We start from the raw sequence: 14,051 nt of genomic DNA on the forward strand, positions 1-14,051 counted from the left end.
GCCTGCCGCGGCCAGGAGGAGACGACGATGAAGCACCGCAAGACCGGTCACCTGATGACGGCGAACGTCGTCAGTGTCCGTGAGGGCACTCCGTTCAAGGACGTCGTCGCGTTGCTCGCACGGCACCGGATCAGCGGCCTGCCCGTGGTCGACGACGACGACAAGGTGCTCGGAGTCGTCTCCGAGACCGACCTGATGCTGCGCCAGGCGGCCCGGCAGGAGGGCTGGCGGCGGCGCCTGCCGGCGCTGTCCCCCTCCGCCCGGAGGAATGCCGTCCGTGGCCGCGCACGCACCGCCGGGCAGCTGATGTCCACTCCGGCGATCACCGTACGCGCGGGGGAATCCATCGCCGTCGCCGCACGCACCATGGCCGAACACCGCGTCAACCGGCTGCCGGTGGTCGACGAGGAGGACCGTCTCGTCGGCATCGTCACCCGTGGCGACCTGCTCCAGGTCTTCCTCCGCCCGGACCCCGACATCCGCGCGGAGGTCGTCGACGAGGTCGTCGTCCGGGCGCTGTGGCTCGCGCCGCGCGCGATCGGGGTGAGCGTCCACCACGGGGTGGTCACCCTCGAAGGCCGCCTGGAGCGCCGCACTGAGGTCGCGCTGGCAGAGGCCTTGACCCGCCGGGTCGACGGCGTGGTCGCCGTGGTCAACCGGCTCACGTACCGGCTCGACGACACGCATCAGCGGCCCGTGGAACCCACGGTCCACGGCGTCGCCGACGACCGGCTGAGCAGTCTGTGAGGAGGACACGATGTTCGTCTACGGCCACATGAACGGCTGGGGCTGGGCCCTGATGTCACTCGGATGGCTCGTGCTGCTGGTGCTCGTCGGCCTGGCCGTGACGGTACTGGTGCGCCGCACCCACGATACCGGTCCGGCCCGGTCCGCCGAGCGGCAGCGCCCGAGCCCGCGGGAGCTGCTGGCCGAGCGGTACGCCCGCGGCGAGATCGACGACAAGGAGTACCGGCAGAGGCTCGAGGTACTGGAACAGGCGACCGGTCACCGGCAGGGTTCGAGGTGATCGGACACGGTGCACTCGTCGCGGGCCGCGACGGGCCGCCTCCCGCCGGTCCCGGCGGTCTTCCCGGGGGCGGGCCCGGATGAAATCCGCCCCCGTCGTCCCCCGGCGGCCTCAGCTTGCCCCGGGCGCCCACGACGTCGACCCGGCGGACGTGCCCTGCCTGCCCCCGGAGCAGGTGTTCACGACACTGGGCAGCTCGCCGCGCGGTCTCACCCCCGCCGAGGCCGCAGCGCGCCTGTCACGTCACGGCTCCAACGAGTTGCCCGCAGCAGCCGGGCGGGGTCTGTGGCCGCGGCTGCTGTCCCAGTTCACCGATCTGTTCGCAGTAGTGCTGCTGGTCGCCTCCGCCATCACGTTCCTCGCGTACGGACTGCAGGAGCCCCGCGACGAAGGGACCCTCCAGCTCGCCTTCGCCATCGCCGCGGTGGTGCTGCTCAACGCCGTGATCGGCTTCGCCCAGGAGTACTCGGCCGAACGCACCGCCGAGTCACTTCAGGCGATGGTGCCGCACACGTGCACCGTGCTGCGCGACGGGGAGCGGGCGCCGCTGCCCGTACGGGAACTCGTGCCGGGTGATCTGCTGGTCCTGGAGGCGGGCGATGCGGTACCCGCCGACTGCCGGCTCGTCGAGGCACGGGCGGTCGAGCTGAACAACGCCGCACTCACCGGGGAGAGCGAGCCCGTGCGGCGGACCGCGGAGGCGGTACCGGCCGGCCCGCTGCTGCAGGCGCGTGACTGCCTGTTCATGGGAAACGACGTGGTGGCCGGCTCGGGCAAGGCCGTTGTCTTCGCGACCGGCGCGGCGACCGAGTTCGGCCGGATCTTCCGGTTGACGGCACGGGCGCCCCGTCAGCGGACCCCGTTGCAGGTCCAGGTCGCGGCGATGGCCCGGCGGGTCGCGCTGGCGGCCCTGGTCATCGGAGCCCTGCTGTTCGCGATCCGGATCCCGTCGGGGCAGCCGGTGGTGGCCTCGTTCGTCTTCGCACTCGGCGTCATGGTCGCCCTGGTCCCGGAGGGACTCCCGGCGACGTTGTCGGTGTCGCTGGCCATCGGCGTGCGGCGGATGGCCCGGCGCAACGCGCTGGTGAAGAAGCTGCTGGCGGTGGAGGCGCTCGGGTCGACGACGGTGATCTGCACCGACAAGACCGGCACCCTCACCCAGGCCGAGATGACCGTGACCCGGCTGTGGGCACGCGGGGCCTGGCACGAGGTGTCCGGCGTCGGATACGAGCCCGTCGGCACGGTCACCGATCCCGGACCGGTACGGGAACTCCTGCGGGTGGCCGCCCTGTGCTGCGACGCACGCCTGTTGCCCCCGGGTGAGCGGGGCGGTACGCGCATCCTGGGCGACACCACGGAAGGCGCCCTGCTCGTGGCGGCCGCCAAGGCCGGAGTGGACACCGCCCGCGAGGAGCAGCGCACACCGCGGGTGACGGAGTTCCCCTTCGACTCCGACCGCAAAGTCATGAGCACGGTGAACGCGCTCCCGGACGGCGGCAGCCAGATCTGCGTGAAGGGTGCGGCGCAGGAACTGCTCGCGCGCTGCACGCATGCCGTCGGCGAGTCGGGGCCCGAGCCGCTGACCGCCCGGGCACGGGAAGCGATCACCGAGGCGAACGACGCGATGGCCGCGCAAGGACTGCGGGTACTGGGGGTGGCACAGCGGACGCTGCCGCCCGGGCAGCCGTCAGGATCACAGGAGGAAGCCGAGTCCCACCTGGTGTTCCTGGGGCTGGCCGGCATGCAGGATCCGCCGCGCCCGGAGGTCACCGACGCCGTCACGGCGTGCCGTCGGGCGGGGATCCGCGTCGTGATGGTCACCGGCGACCATCCGCTGACCGCCGAGGCGGTCGCGCGGCGGGTGGGGATCGTCCGCGGGGCGGCACCCTTGGTGGTGACGGGCGCGGACCTGGACTCCATGGACAGCGAGGCACTGCGCGAACTGCTGGGGCGCCCTGCCGAGCTGCTGCTGTGCCGGGTCAGCCCCGAGCACAAGATGCGGGCTGTCGCATCCCTGCAGGGGACCGGCCACGTGGTGGCGGTCACCGGGGACGGCGCCAACGACGCTCCCGCGCTCAAACACGCCGACATCGGGGTGGCCATGGGAGCCGGGGGCACCGACGTGGCCCGCGAGGCCGCCGAGATGGTGCTGCTGGACGACTCCTTCGCGTCGATCGCGGCGGCCGTCCGTCTGGGCCGCTCGGTCTACCGCAACATCCGCAAGTTCCTGGTCTACCTGTTCAGCCACAACGTCGCCGAGCTGGTCCCGATCCTCGTCGCGACCTTCGTGGGGTTCCCGCTCGTGCCGATCACCGCCGTGCAGATCCTCGCCATCGACCTGGGATCGGACGTGCTGCCCGCGCTCGCGCTCGGCGCCGAGCCCCCCGAGCCGGATGTGATGGACCGACCGCCGCGTTCCCGGCGCGAACCGCTGTTCTCCGCGGCAGTGGTCCGCCGCTTCCTGTTCCTCGGCAGCATCCAGGCGCTGGGGGTGTGCGCGGTGTTCTTCTGGCACGTCAACTCCGCGGGCGTCCCCTACGCGGACTTCACCGCCGGCAACCCGGTCTACCGGGAGGCGATCACCATGGTCCAGGCGGGCATCGTCGTCAGCCAGTTCTTCAACGCCCAGGCGGTGCGCACCGACCGCGAGAGCGTCTTCCGCATCGGCCTGTGGTCCAACCCCGCGCTCATCGCCGCGGGATTGCTGGGGGTCGCCACTATGGCGGCGATCTCCTATCTGCCCTTCCTGCAGGCCGTGTTCCACACCGCGCCGCTGGACGCCGCCGACTGGGCCGTGCTCGCCGCGTTCGGCGCACTGCCGCTGGCCGCCGAGGAACTGCGCAAGTGGTGGCTGCGGCGTTTCCGGCCACTGCCTGGCGCGGGGCGACGGGAAGGGGCGGGGGCATGAAGGTGATCATCGTGGGCTGCGGGCGGGTTGGTTCCGCGCTGGCCCTGCGCCTCACCGCCGAGGGCCACGACATCTGGGTGGTCGACCGTCGTCCGCAGGCCCGGAAAGCCCTTCGTGAGGGTTTCGCCGGGCACTTCCTCGAGGGCAACGGCTACAGCCGCGCGGTGCTGGACGCGGCGGGCGTCGGACACGCCGACGCGCTGCTGGCGGTGACCGGCCGGGACAACGGCAACATCGTCACCGCGCGAGTGGCGAGGCAGACGTACCGGGTGCCCGTCGTCCTTGCCAGGGTCGACGACCCGCGCAGGGCCGAGGTCCACCGGGGCCTGGGCATCCGCACCATCAGCAGCGTCAGCTGGACCGTCGACCGCCTGCACCGCCTTCTGCTGCACCGGCACCTCGCGCCGGAACTGGGGTTCGGCGACGGCGAGACACTGCTCGTCCGTTCCAGCCTGCCCGACTACCTCACCGGCCGCCCACTGTCGGTGTTCGAGGTCGACGGCGAGATCCGTGTCGCGGAGGTCACCCGCGGCGGGCACTCGCTCGTTCCCTCTCGCCACACGCTGGCCGAGCCCGGGGACGTGGTCACCTTCACCGTCGCCACCACGGCCCTCGGTCGCCTGCGCGGTTTCCTCGACAAGGAGCTCGGGACATGAGAGCGATCGTGGCGGGCGCCGGACGGCTCGGCGCCCAGATAGCCCAAGTGCTCGCCGCCGCACGGTACGACGTGACCGTCCTCGAACGGGACGAGGCACGCGCCGCCGAACTCGGCCCGCGACTCGCCGTCCGGATGCTGACCGGCGACGCGTGCGACCCGGACCTGCTCGAACACGCGGGCGCGCTCAACGCCGATCTGGTCATCGCCACCACCGGGGAGGACGAGGACAACCTCATCGTCAGCCTCCTGGCCAAACGCCACTTCGGCGTCCCGCGCGTGGCCGCCCGCGTCAACGACGAGGAGAACGCCTGGCTGTTCGACGGCACGTGGGGGGTGGACAGCGCGGTGCCCGCCGCCACGCCGCTGATCTCGCTGATCGAGGAGGCCACGGGAGCCACCGACACCGTGGCCCTGCTGCGGCTGAGCAAGGCAGGGGTCAACGTCATCGAGACCGCCATCAGCGCCGCGTCCCGGGCCGCCGGCCGCCCGCTGGCCGAGGTGGTCCTGCCGGAGGGCAGCGTGATCGCCACCGTGGTCCGCGAGGGCCGGCCCACCGTGCCGACGCCGCAGATGGTGCTGCGGCCCGGCGACGAACTGCTCGTGGTCTCCCACTCCGCGACCGAACAGGAGATTCACGCGGCCGTCCAGTGAGACGGGCGGCTCGTCGGCCGGCACGTGGTCAGCCGGAGCGAGCGGGGAGCGACACCCGGAACTCGGTGTGCCCGGGGCGGCTGGTGACCTCGACGGCACCGTGGTGGGCGGTGACGATCGCGTGGACGATCGCGAGTCCGAGGCCGGTACTGCCCGTGCTCCGCGAACGGGCCTGGTCGGCACGGACGAAGCGGGTGAAGACCTCGGGCTGGAGTTCCGCCGGGATCCCGGGCCCGTCGTCGCTGACGGTGAGACGTGCGCCGTCCGCGTCCGAGGAGAGGGCAACCGTCACTTCCGTACCGGCCGGAGTGTGCGTGCGGGCGTTGGCCAGGAGGTTCCCGAGGGCCTGCTGTAGACGATGGCCGTCTCCGGACACCACGACGGGCTCCTCGGGAAGGTCCAGGAACCAGCGGTGGCCCGGTCCCGCGGCGCGGGCGTCGTCGACGGCGTCGAGGACAAGCCGGGTCAGGTCGACCTCCTCGTGCTCGAGTGGGCGACCCGCATCGAGACGGGCCAGGAGCAGGAGGTCGTCGACGAGGTGCGTCATGCGCTGCGACTCGGACTGGATGCGATCGAGGGCGTGGCGGATCTCGGCGGGGACAGGGCCCCGATGGCGAAGGGCGAGTTCGGCGTGGCCCCTGATGTTCGCGACGGGGGTCCGCAGTTCGTGGCTGGCGTCGGCGGCGAAGTGGCGGAGTCGCTCCTCGCCGGCCTGACGCCGGACCAGGGCGTCCTCCACGTGCCCGAGCATGTGGTTGAGCGCGGCGGCGACCTGGCCGACCTCGGTGCGGGGGTCGGTGTCCGGCAGGGGCCGCGGCATGGCGACCTCGCCGGTGGCCAGGGGCAGGCGTGCGACACCGGACGCGTGCTCGGTGACCTGGTGCAGGGGTCGCAGGCTCACCCGTACCCACAACGTCCCCGCGACTCCGGTGGCGAGGAGGGCCGCGCCGAAGACCACGGCCTCCACGGCTTCGAGGCGGTGCAGCGTCGCTTCGACGGGGTGCAGCGGAAGTCCGGTGAGCAGGACGTCGCCGTCGTCGCCGCGTACCGCCGTGACGCGGTAGGCGCCGAGCGAGGCGATGCGGATGCTGTGCCCCCTCCCGTCGACCGGGACACCTCCCAGGGCGCGTCGGTCTCCGGCGGAGAGCGCCAGGGGGCGGTCGGCCGCGTCGTCGACCACGGCGGCATGGGTGACGTCGCCGCCGAGGAGTCGGGCGCCGAAGGTCGCGTCGGCCTGCCCCCTGGTGTCGGGGCGGTTGTCCGCGTCGGGCGTCCTCTCGTGCTCCAGACTGGCCGCGAAGCGCCCCCCGGTCGCCGTCAACTGCTCGTCCAGTCGTCCCAGCAGGAATCCCTTGAGCGCGAGGACGGTGGTGACGCCCACGGCCGCACACGCCACCGCCAGCAGGACGAGGAGCCCGGCGGTGAGCTGACCCCGCAGGGTGCGGGGAGGGAGTCGTCTCATGGGGCCTCGGACCTCAGGACGTATCCGACGCCGCGGACCGTGTGGATCATCGGGGAACGTCCCGCGTCGATCTTCTTGCGGAGATAACTGATGTAGAGCTCGACGACATGGGCCTGGCCGCCGAAGTCGTACGCCCAGACCCGGTCGAGGATCTGGCTCTTGGACAGCACCCGGCGCGGGTTGCGCATGAGGAACCGCAGCAGCTCGAACTCCGTCCGGGACAGCTCGATCAGGGTCCCGCCACGGCGGACCTCCCGGGCCTCCTCGTCCATCGTGAGGTCACCGACGACCAGCCGGTCCAGGTCGGTGGCGGCGGTCATCCCAGCCCTGCGGAGCAGACCGCGCAGCCGCGCGATGACCTCCTCCAGGCTGTACGGCTTGGTCACGTAGTCGTCGCCGCCCGCCGTGATGCCGGCGACGCGGTCCTCGACCGCGTCGCGAGCCGTCAGGAACAGCACGCACACGCGGTCGGCGTCGCGCCGCAGCTCGCGCAGGACGTGCAGGCCGTCGACGTCGGGCAGCATCCAGTCCAGGACGACCGCGTCGGGGCGGAAGTCGCGGGCGGTCGCGAGCGCGGACGCCCCGTCTGCGGCCGTCCGTACCCGGCAGCCCTCTCCGGCAAGAGCGGCGGAGAGCACGTCGGTGACATCGGGCTCGTCGTCGACGACCAGGATGCGCACCGGGCTCCCGTCGGGACGGTGCATGCCGGGGGGTGGTGTGCCGTTCTCTTCCATGGTGAGTACAGCATCCCTCGCACACGTCGCCACGGCGGCCCCGGAAACCTCTGCGTCTCCTCTGAGTTCCCGCTGAGCTGCCCGGATCAGAGGAAACGCAGAGGTTCGATGCCGATGCTGGGGGCGCCCGACGACGATCACGCTCCTGGGAGCCTCATGGCCGCCACCTCCACCACCGCCCACGCCGGTCGCGGACTGCGCCACCGGCGGCCGCGCCGCAGCCTCGTCCCGGTGCTCGCGCCGCTCGCGATCTGGGCGGGCGCCGCGGGAGTGCTGGCCTTGTGGTGGTCCGACACCACCTCCGTCGTCGGTCCGGCGGGGTGGCTGACCGGTGCGGGCCGCATCACGGGCCTCCTCGCCGGATACGCCTGCGCGGTCCTGCTCGTGCTGATGGCTCGCGCGCCCCTCCTCGACCACAGTGTCGGAACCGACCGGCTCGCCCGCTGGCACGCCTGGGGCGGACGCTGCACCGTCTCCCTGGCCCTGGCCCACACGCTGCTGATCATCTGGGGTTACGCCGCCGCCTCGCACGCCTCATTCGTGGGACAGACCACGACATTCGTCCTGGACTATCCGGACCTCCTCAAGGGCACCGCCGGATTCCTGCTGTTCGTCGCCACGGGTGCGGTCTCCGCGCGTGCGGCCCGCCGGAAGATGAGCTACGAGACCTGGCACTACCTGCACTTCGCCACCTACCTCGCGGTCTTCCTCGCCTTCGGGCACCAGCTGTCCAACGGAGCGGACTTCGTCGGGAACCGGGCAGCCCAGACCGCCTGGTACGCCCTCTACCTCGGCGCCGCCGTCCTGGTCGCCTGGTACCGATTCGCCGTCCCGCTCCGGCGCGGCCTCCGCCACGGGCTCACGGTCGTCGCCGTCCACCCGGAGGCACCCGGGATCGTGTCCGTCCACCTCACCGGTGAGCACCTGGACGAGCTGGCGGGTGCGCCGGGACAGTTCCTGCGCTGGCGCTTCCTCACCCGCGGGCTGTGGTGGACCGCCAACCCGTACTCCCTGTCCGCCCCGGCCCACCCTCGGCACCTGCGCATCACCGTGAAGTCCGCGGGCGGCCACAGCGGCGCCCTGGCCCGGCTGACCCCGGGCACCCGCGTGTGGGCGGAAGGCCCCTACGGCGCGTTCACCGCGGACCGTCGCACCGCGTCGAAGGTCCTCCTGCTGGCGGGAGGTGTCGGCATCACCCCGCTGCGGACTCTCTTCGAGACCCTGCCCGGCCCGGTGACCCTCGTCTACCGGGCACGCCGTCCGGAAGACCTCGCCCTGCGCGGCGAACTCGACGCGATAGCGCACAGGCGCGGCGCCACGGTCCACTACGTGGTGGACGACCCCGCTCGCTACCACTCCCCCCTGACCGCGCAGGCACTGTCCGCCCTCGTCCCCGGACTGGCCGGTCACGACGTCTACCTCTGCGGCCCGCCGCCCATGACGGAAGCCGCGGTGCGGGCCTTGCGCGAGGCGGGAGTGCCCGCCCGCCGCATCCACCACGAGTCGTTCGCGTTCTGAGGAGAACCACCGCATGCGTCGCGCCGTGCTCACCACCACCGGGACCAGTGCCCTCATCGCCGGGATGCTCTTCCTCAAACCCCACCAGCCGTCCGTCGTGGCAGGCGGTCCGGATCCCTCGGCTGCCTCGCCCACGCCCCAGCGGTCGGAGCAGGCGTCCCCTGGCGGCCACGGCGCCGCCAACGGCACCTTCACCGGTGCGCCCGTCGACACCCCCTACGGGACGGTGCAGGTGGCGGCCACGCTCGCCGACGGAAGGATCACCGCCGTCCGGGTCCTCCAGGCGCCGGACGAGAACGGCAGGGACCGGCAGATCGCCGCCTACGCCCTGCCCCGCCTGACGCAGGAGGCCCTCGGCGCCCAGAGCGCCCGCATCGACGCCGTGTCCGGGGCGAGCTACACCAGCCAGGGCTACGTCCGGTCCCTGCAGAGCGCTCTGGACCAGGCCCGTGCGTGACCCCGCCCGCGGACTGCACCACGTCGAACACGTGATGGGCACCGTCTTCTCCTTCGACGTCCGGGACCGGGCCACCTGCGCCGTCCGCGATGCCCTCGACCGTGCCGTCCGCCATCTGCACACCGTGGACGCCGTGTTCTCCACGTACCGGCCCGACAGCGCCGTCAGCAGGCTCGGCCGCGGCGAGATCGGCCTCGATGACTGTCCGGGCGAGGTGCGCGACGTGCTGGAGCTGTGCGCCCGGGCGACCCACGAGACGGACGGCTGGTTCAGCATCACGGCCGGCTGCACCCTCGACCCCTCGGGTCTCGTCAAGGGGTGGGCCACCGAGAACGCCTCCCGGATGCTCCACGAGGCCGGGGCACACCACACCTGCGTGAACGGGGGCGGCGACGTCCGCCTCCGGGGCCAGGCGGCCCCGGGCACACCTTGGCGCATCGGCATTGCCGACCCGCTTCACCCAGGAGCGCCGGCCGCCGTCGTGTCCGCGAGCGGCGACCTGGCCATCGCGACCTCGGGCACCGCGGAACGCGGCGCCCACATCCTCGACCCGCACGGCGGCACCCCCGCCACCGCCCTGGCGTCCATCACCCTCATCGGGCCGGGCCTGACGATGACCGACGCCTACGCCACCGCGGCCTTCGCACGTGGCAGCGGATCCCGCGCCTGGCTGGAGGGGCTGGACGGGTACGAGGCGCTGGCCATCCTGCCCGACGGCCGAACCTGGCGAACGCCGGGATTCAGCGCCCACGTCGCCTGAGCGGCGACCACGCGGACCCACGCGCGCCCGACGGCCTCCGCGGGTCCGTCGACGACGCGGGAAAGAGCCGTGCCTGCAGGCGCATCGCCAGGTAGCCGAGGGCCGACAGACCGCACGCGATGCCGAGGTCTCCGGCCGAGAGCGGTTCCGTGCCCAGCAGCGCGCGCAGCAGGGGCAGACAGACGCCCGCGATCTGCAGGGCGAGGGCTGTCGCGACGGCGACCAGCAGGAAGGGGTTGGCCCAACTGCCGTGGCGGGCCCGGGATGCCAGGGCGATTCCGAGCTGGGTGGCCCCGAGGACGAGGAAGACCATGCTCTGCCACGGACGCCCGGTGTCGTGCGCCCACATGCCCGTGAGCAGCGTGAGGACGGTGACGAAGCAGCCCATCAGCAGGATCCGCGGCCACAGCCCGGCGCCGAGTACGCTTTCGCCCGGCGGGCGGGGCGGCCGGCGCATGACCGCAGGGTCGGCCGGCTCGGCGCCCAGTGCCACCCCGGGAAGGCCGTGGGTGAGCAGGTTGATCCACAGGATCTGGGCCGGGAGCAGCGGCAGTGGCATGCCCAGGAAGGGGCCGAGGAGCATGACCAGGATCTCGGCCATGCCCCCGCACAGGGCGTAGAGCAGGAAGCGGCGGACGTTGGCGTAGACCCGGCGGCCCTCCTCCACGGCGGAGACCACTGTGCCCAGGTCGTCGTCGGCCAGGACGAGATCGGCGGCCTGCCGTGCCACCTCTGTGCCGCGGCGTCCCATGGCGACTCCGATGTCGGCGTGGTGCAGAGCCGGGCCGTCGTTGACGCCGTCGCCGGTCATGGCGACGACGTGACCGCTGCGGCGCCATGCCTGGACGATGTCGAGTTTCTGCTCGGGGGTGGTACGGGCGTACACCCGGGTGCCGGTGGGATCGCCCACGAGGCCGTGGTCGATCCGGTCTCCGGTGGTCACGCGGCTGCCGTCGAGAATGCCGAGGCGACCCGCGACGGCGCCCGCGGTCAGCGGATGGTCCCCGGTGATCATGACGGGGACGACCCCGGCGGTGCGGCAGGCTGCCGCGGTTCCCGCGGCGGTGGGCCGTGGCGGGTCGAGGACGGCGACGAGACCGAGCAGCGACAGCCCGACGGACTCCCAGTCGCCAGGGGCGCCGGTCGAGGACCGCGGGCCGTGGTCGGCAGCCGCCACGGCGAGCACACGGTACCCCTGGCGCGCCAACTCCTCTGCACGACCGGCGGCCGCAGCGAGCACGGGAAGCGCGTCGTCGAGGACTTCGGCCCGCAGCATGACCTCCGGTGCGCCCTTGGACACCACGAGGCAACCGTCGACTGGTCCACGGTGAACGGTGGTCATGCGTTTGCGGCCGCTGTCGAACGGAACCTCGTCCACGCGTGGCAGCTCCCGTAGGAGTGCCTCGCGGTCCAGGCCCAGCCGTGCCGCGGCGACGAGGAGGGCAGCCTCGGTGGGGTCGCCCAGGGCATGCCAGGTCGTCGCACCGTCCGCGCCGGCCGAGGGCTCCAGCCCGGCGTCGTTGCACAGTACGGCGGCGCGCAGCAGTCGGGCCAGATCAGGCGCATCGTCGGGGGTGACGGCCCGGCCGTCCCGCACCAGGCTCCCCGCCGGTTCGTAGCCCTTGCCACGAGCCTCGGCCTCGCCCTCAGGGGTCCAGAACCGTTCGGCGACCATGCGGCCCTCGGTGAGGGTGCCGGTCTTGTCCGTGGCGAGGACGGTGACGGAACCCAGCGTCTCCACCGCCGGCAGGTGGCGCACGATGGCGTTCCGGGCGGCCATCCGCCGGGCGCCGAGGGCCAGCCCGAGCGTCACGACGGCGGGCAGGGACTCGGGTACGGCCGCGACGGCCAGGCTGATCGCCGCCACGACCATCAGCTCCACCGGCTGCCCTCGCAGCAGCCCGATGGTCAGCACCACGGCGCACAGCACCACGGTGACGGCGGCGAGGACCCGTCCGAAACCGGCGAGCCTGCGCTGCAGCGGGGTCAGCGCGGGCGCCGTACCCAAAAGCGAGGCGATGCGGCCGGTCGCGCTCGCGGCTCCCGTCGCGGTCACGACGACCGTGCCCCGGCCGCGGACGACGACAGTGCCCGACGCCGTCGAGCCACCGGCGTCCTTGTCCACCGGAACGGACTCGCCCGTGATCGACGACTCGTCCACCAGTAGCGCCGCGGCCTCCGTCACCTCGCCGTCCGCGGGAACGATGTCACCCTCCCCCAGCAGCACCACGTCGCCCGGCACCACCTCCACCGCCGGCACCCGACGCTCCTCACCGTCGCGGACCACACGGGCGGCGGGTGCGCTGAGAGCCGTCAGTGCGGCGACAGCCTGTTCGGCACGGACCTCCTGCGCCACGCCGACGGCCGTGTTGACGGTGATGACGAGCAAGATGACGCAGGCGTCCGGGAAGTCGCCCGTGGCGAGGGTGAGGACGGCGGCCACGACCAGGACCAGGATCAGCGGGTCCTTCATCTGCTGTGCCACGCGGCGCCACAGCGGGGTCGGCGGGCGCGGAGCCACCTCGTTCCCGCCGTAGCGGGCGAGTCGTCGTTCCGCATCTTCCTGTGAGAGCCCTTTTTGGGCCACAGCCGTGTCGTGGTGGATTGCGGGTCCCACGGGATCACCTCTCCGCCGTCGGCGCTTCCCCGGTCGCGGTGGTGCGATCACCCCGGCCAGGCCGGGGGTCCGGACGCCACCAGCCCTGCCGTGCCGTCCTCGGGCGGTTCCTTCAGTACCGTCCAGGCCACGGGTCCCAGGAGATCGGCCAGGTGCTGGAAGAGGTCGAGGAAGAGATCGTCGACGGTGAGCAACCCTGCGAGCCGGTGCCCGTCCAGCACGGGCAGGCGCCGCACGCCGCAGCGGCGGAACGTCCGGTAGGCGTCCGCGAGGTCGTCGGTGACGTCCAGCGTGGTCACGGGGGCCGACATCAGTTCGGACACCGGCATGTCCGGGTCGCCACCCTGCGCCAGGCAGCGTACGACCAGATCACGGTCGGTGACGATACCCAGCAGGCGATCCGCGCGAGCGACCAGTACCGATCCGACCCCGGCGTCCTCCATCCGCAGGGCGGCCTGCCGCGCCGGGGTGCCGGGCTGCACGGTGACGACGGGCGCGTTCATGAACTCGGAGACCTTCACGGTGCGCTCCCGACGGCGGTGGTGAGGTCGAAGGTCACCTCGGGTGGTGCCGACAAGGTGTTGTGGATCGTGCAGTGCCGCGCCACGGCCAGCAGTCCGGCGGCGCGTTCGGGCGGCAGAGGGGGGACCGTCAGCCGAAGGGCGACCGCACTGATCCGCGCGCCGGGTGCCTTGGTGAAGCGGGCGCCGACCCGCAGTTCATCGCCCGGCAGGTGGTGCCGGTCCAGGTAGCGCCCGGCGTAATGGGCGACGCATGACGCGAGGGACGCCACGAACAGCTCTACCGGGGTGGGTCCCCGGTCCGTCCCCGGGCCGCCGAGCGGCTGGTCGGTGTCGATCCGGTGCCCGCGTACGACGGTGGCGTAGTGATCGCCTTCCACCCGGCGTACCTCCACGGGAAGGTCGCCCCGGTCATCCGCGTCGCGCAGGGCTTCCCGCTCGACGGCGCGGGCCTGGGCCGTCAGCATCGCGGCCAGGTGGCGGGCCTCGGCAGGGGTGAGGCCCGCCCGGCCGCGCCATTGGTCGCAGGACGACCGTGCAACGTCAAGGCCGATCCGCCCCGTCCCGACAGGGCGCTCGACGGGATCGACTCGGGACACGGAGATCTCGCAGCCGCTTCGGGTACGCATCGGGCCCGGGCGGGTGAACTGCCGGTCTCGCAGCATGTCAGCCTCCCTCGGTCGGGCTTTCCCTTCGTCCAGCAGACCGCCGCGGCTCTGTACGACGGCAGGGGGCGTT

Annotated in this window: 13 protein-coding genes; 8 read left to right on the forward strand and 5 right to left on the reverse strand. The window is 72.7% G+C overall.

Annotated elements, in window-relative coordinates; genetic code table 11:
- Positions 1–27 precede the first annotated feature (27 nt).
- The 5 genes from AC1VWI_RS01195 (at position 28) to AC1VWI_RS01215 (ending at position 5,244) form a co-directional block, all read left to right on the forward strand.
- Positions 28–747 (forward strand): CBS domain-containing protein, encoded by a 720-nt coding sequence (locus AC1VWI_RS01195; RefSeq protein WP_499508980.1) that lies wholly within the window; start codon positions 28–30, stop codon positions 745–747.
- A 10-nt stretch (positions 748–757) separates the two neighbouring features.
- Entirely contained in the window at positions 758–1,027 is a 270-nt protein-coding gene (locus AC1VWI_RS01200) for an SHOCT domain-containing protein (RefSeq protein WP_499508981.1), read from the forward strand.
- 79 nt (positions 1,028–1,106) lie between these two features.
- Positions 1,107–3,935, forward strand: a complete 2,829-nt coding sequence (locus tag AC1VWI_RS01205) for a cation-translocating P-type ATPase (protein WP_499508982.1) — start codon at positions 1,107–1,109, stop codon at positions 3,933–3,935.
- Positions 3,932–4,591: an NAD-binding protein gene (locus tag AC1VWI_RS01210; RefSeq protein ID WP_499508983.1), complete on the forward strand. Its 660-nt coding sequence runs from the start codon at positions 3,932–3,934 to the stop codon at positions 4,589–4,591. The genes AC1VWI_RS01205 and AC1VWI_RS01210 overlap by 4 nt, the downstream gene beginning before the upstream one ends.
- Entirely contained in the window at positions 4,588–5,244 is a 657-nt protein-coding gene (locus AC1VWI_RS01215; protein ID WP_499508984.1) for a potassium channel family protein, read from the forward strand. Before AC1VWI_RS01210 ends, AC1VWI_RS01215 begins: the two co-directional genes overlap by 4 nt.
- A gap of 28 nt (positions 5,245–5,272) precedes the next feature.
- On the opposite strand, the gene AC1VWI_RS01220 is transcribed toward AC1VWI_RS01215, so the two are convergent.
- Positions 5,273–6,706 (reverse strand): sensor histidine kinase, encoded by a 1,434-nt coding sequence (locus AC1VWI_RS01220; protein ID WP_499508985.1) that lies wholly within the window; start codon positions 6,704–6,706, stop codon positions 5,273–5,275.
- Positions 6,703–7,440, reverse strand: a complete 738-nt coding sequence (locus AC1VWI_RS01225) for a response regulator transcription factor (RefSeq protein WP_499508986.1) — start codon at positions 7,438–7,440, stop codon at positions 6,703–6,705. The genes AC1VWI_RS01220 and AC1VWI_RS01225 overlap by 4 nt, the downstream gene beginning before the upstream one ends.
- Before the next feature lie 156 nt (positions 7,441–7,596).
- On the opposite strand from AC1VWI_RS01225, the gene AC1VWI_RS01230 reads away from it, so the two are divergent.
- Genes AC1VWI_RS01230 through AC1VWI_RS01240 form a run of 3 tightly spaced genes read left to right on the forward strand, consistent with a single transcriptional unit; the run spans position 7,597 to position 10,175 of the window.
- Complete coding sequence (locus AC1VWI_RS01230) at positions 7,597–8,958, forward strand: ferredoxin reductase family protein (RefSeq protein WP_499508987.1); 1,362 nt, start codon at positions 7,597–7,599, stop codon at positions 8,956–8,958.
- 13 nt (positions 8,959–8,971) lie between these two features.
- Positions 8,972–9,415 (forward strand): FMN-binding protein, encoded by a 444-nt coding sequence (locus tag AC1VWI_RS01235; protein ID WP_499508988.1) that lies wholly within the window; start codon positions 8,972–8,974, stop codon positions 9,413–9,415.
- Entirely contained in the window at positions 9,408–10,175 is a 768-nt protein-coding gene (locus AC1VWI_RS01240) for an FAD:protein FMN transferase (RefSeq protein ID WP_499508989.1), read from the forward strand. The genes AC1VWI_RS01235 and AC1VWI_RS01240 overlap by 8 nt, the downstream gene beginning before the upstream one ends.
- On the opposite strand, the gene AC1VWI_RS01245 is transcribed toward AC1VWI_RS01240, so the two are convergent.
- Genes AC1VWI_RS01245 through AC1VWI_RS01255 form a run of 3 tightly spaced genes read right to left on the reverse strand, consistent with a single transcriptional unit; the run spans position 10,156 to position 13,978 of the window.
- Complete coding sequence (locus AC1VWI_RS01245; protein ID WP_499508990.1) at positions 10,156–12,843, reverse strand: cation-translocating P-type ATPase; 2,688 nt, start codon at positions 12,841–12,843, stop codon at positions 10,156–10,158. The two genes, AC1VWI_RS01240 and AC1VWI_RS01245, sit on opposite strands and share 20 nt — an antisense overlap.
- Entirely contained in the window at positions 12,840–13,313 is a 474-nt protein-coding gene (locus AC1VWI_RS01250) for a CBS domain-containing protein (protein WP_499508991.1), read from the reverse strand. Before AC1VWI_RS01250 ends, AC1VWI_RS01245 begins: the two co-directional genes overlap by 4 nt.
- Complete coding sequence (locus AC1VWI_RS01255; protein ID WP_499508992.1) at positions 13,310–13,978, reverse strand: OsmC family protein; 669 nt, start codon at positions 13,976–13,978, stop codon at positions 13,310–13,312. The genes AC1VWI_RS01250 and AC1VWI_RS01255 overlap by 4 nt, the downstream gene beginning before the upstream one ends.
- Positions 13,979–14,051: the final 73 nt, after the last annotated feature.

The organism is Streptomyces sp. TOM-9 (genome assembly GCF_056858595.1).

What these genes read in the sequence shown, in the direction of transcription:
- AC1VWI_RS01195 (WP_499508980.1), top strand. Translation starts at nt 28, where the DNA reads ATGAAGCACCGCAAGACCGGTCACCTGATGACGGCGAACGTCGTCAGT.
- AC1VWI_RS01200 (WP_499508981.1), top strand. Translation starts at nt 758, where the DNA reads ATGTTCGTCTACGGCCACATGAACGGCTGGGGCTGGGCCCTGATGTCA.
- AC1VWI_RS01205 (WP_499508982.1), top strand. Translation starts at nt 1,107, where the DNA reads ATGAAATCCGCCCCCGTCGTCCCCCGGCGGCCTCAGCTTGCCCCGGGC.
- AC1VWI_RS01210 (WP_499508983.1), top strand. Translation starts at nt 3,932, where the DNA reads ATGAAGGTGATCATCGTGGGCTGCGGGCGGGTTGGTTCCGCGCTGGCC.
- AC1VWI_RS01215 (WP_499508984.1), top strand. Translation starts at nt 4,588, where the DNA reads ATGAGAGCGATCGTGGCGGGCGCCGGACGGCTCGGCGCCCAGATAGCC.
- AC1VWI_RS01220 (WP_499508985.1), bottom strand. Translation starts at nt 6,706, where the DNA reads ATGAGACGACTCCCTCCCCGCACCCTGCGGGGTCAGCTCACCGCCGGG.
- AC1VWI_RS01225 (WP_499508986.1), bottom strand. Translation starts at nt 7,440, where the DNA reads ATGGAAGAGAACGGCACACCACCCCCCGGCATGCACCGTCCCGACGGG.
- AC1VWI_RS01230 (WP_499508987.1), top strand. Translation starts at nt 7,597, where the DNA reads ATGGCCGCCACCTCCACCACCGCCCACGCCGGTCGCGGACTGCGCCAC.
- AC1VWI_RS01235 (WP_499508988.1), top strand. Translation starts at nt 8,972, where the DNA reads ATGCGTCGCGCCGTGCTCACCACCACCGGGACCAGTGCCCTCATCGCC.
- AC1VWI_RS01255 (WP_499508992.1), bottom strand. Translation starts at nt 13,978, where the DNA reads ATGCTGCGAGACCGGCAGTTCACCCGCCCGGGCCCGATGCGTACCCGA.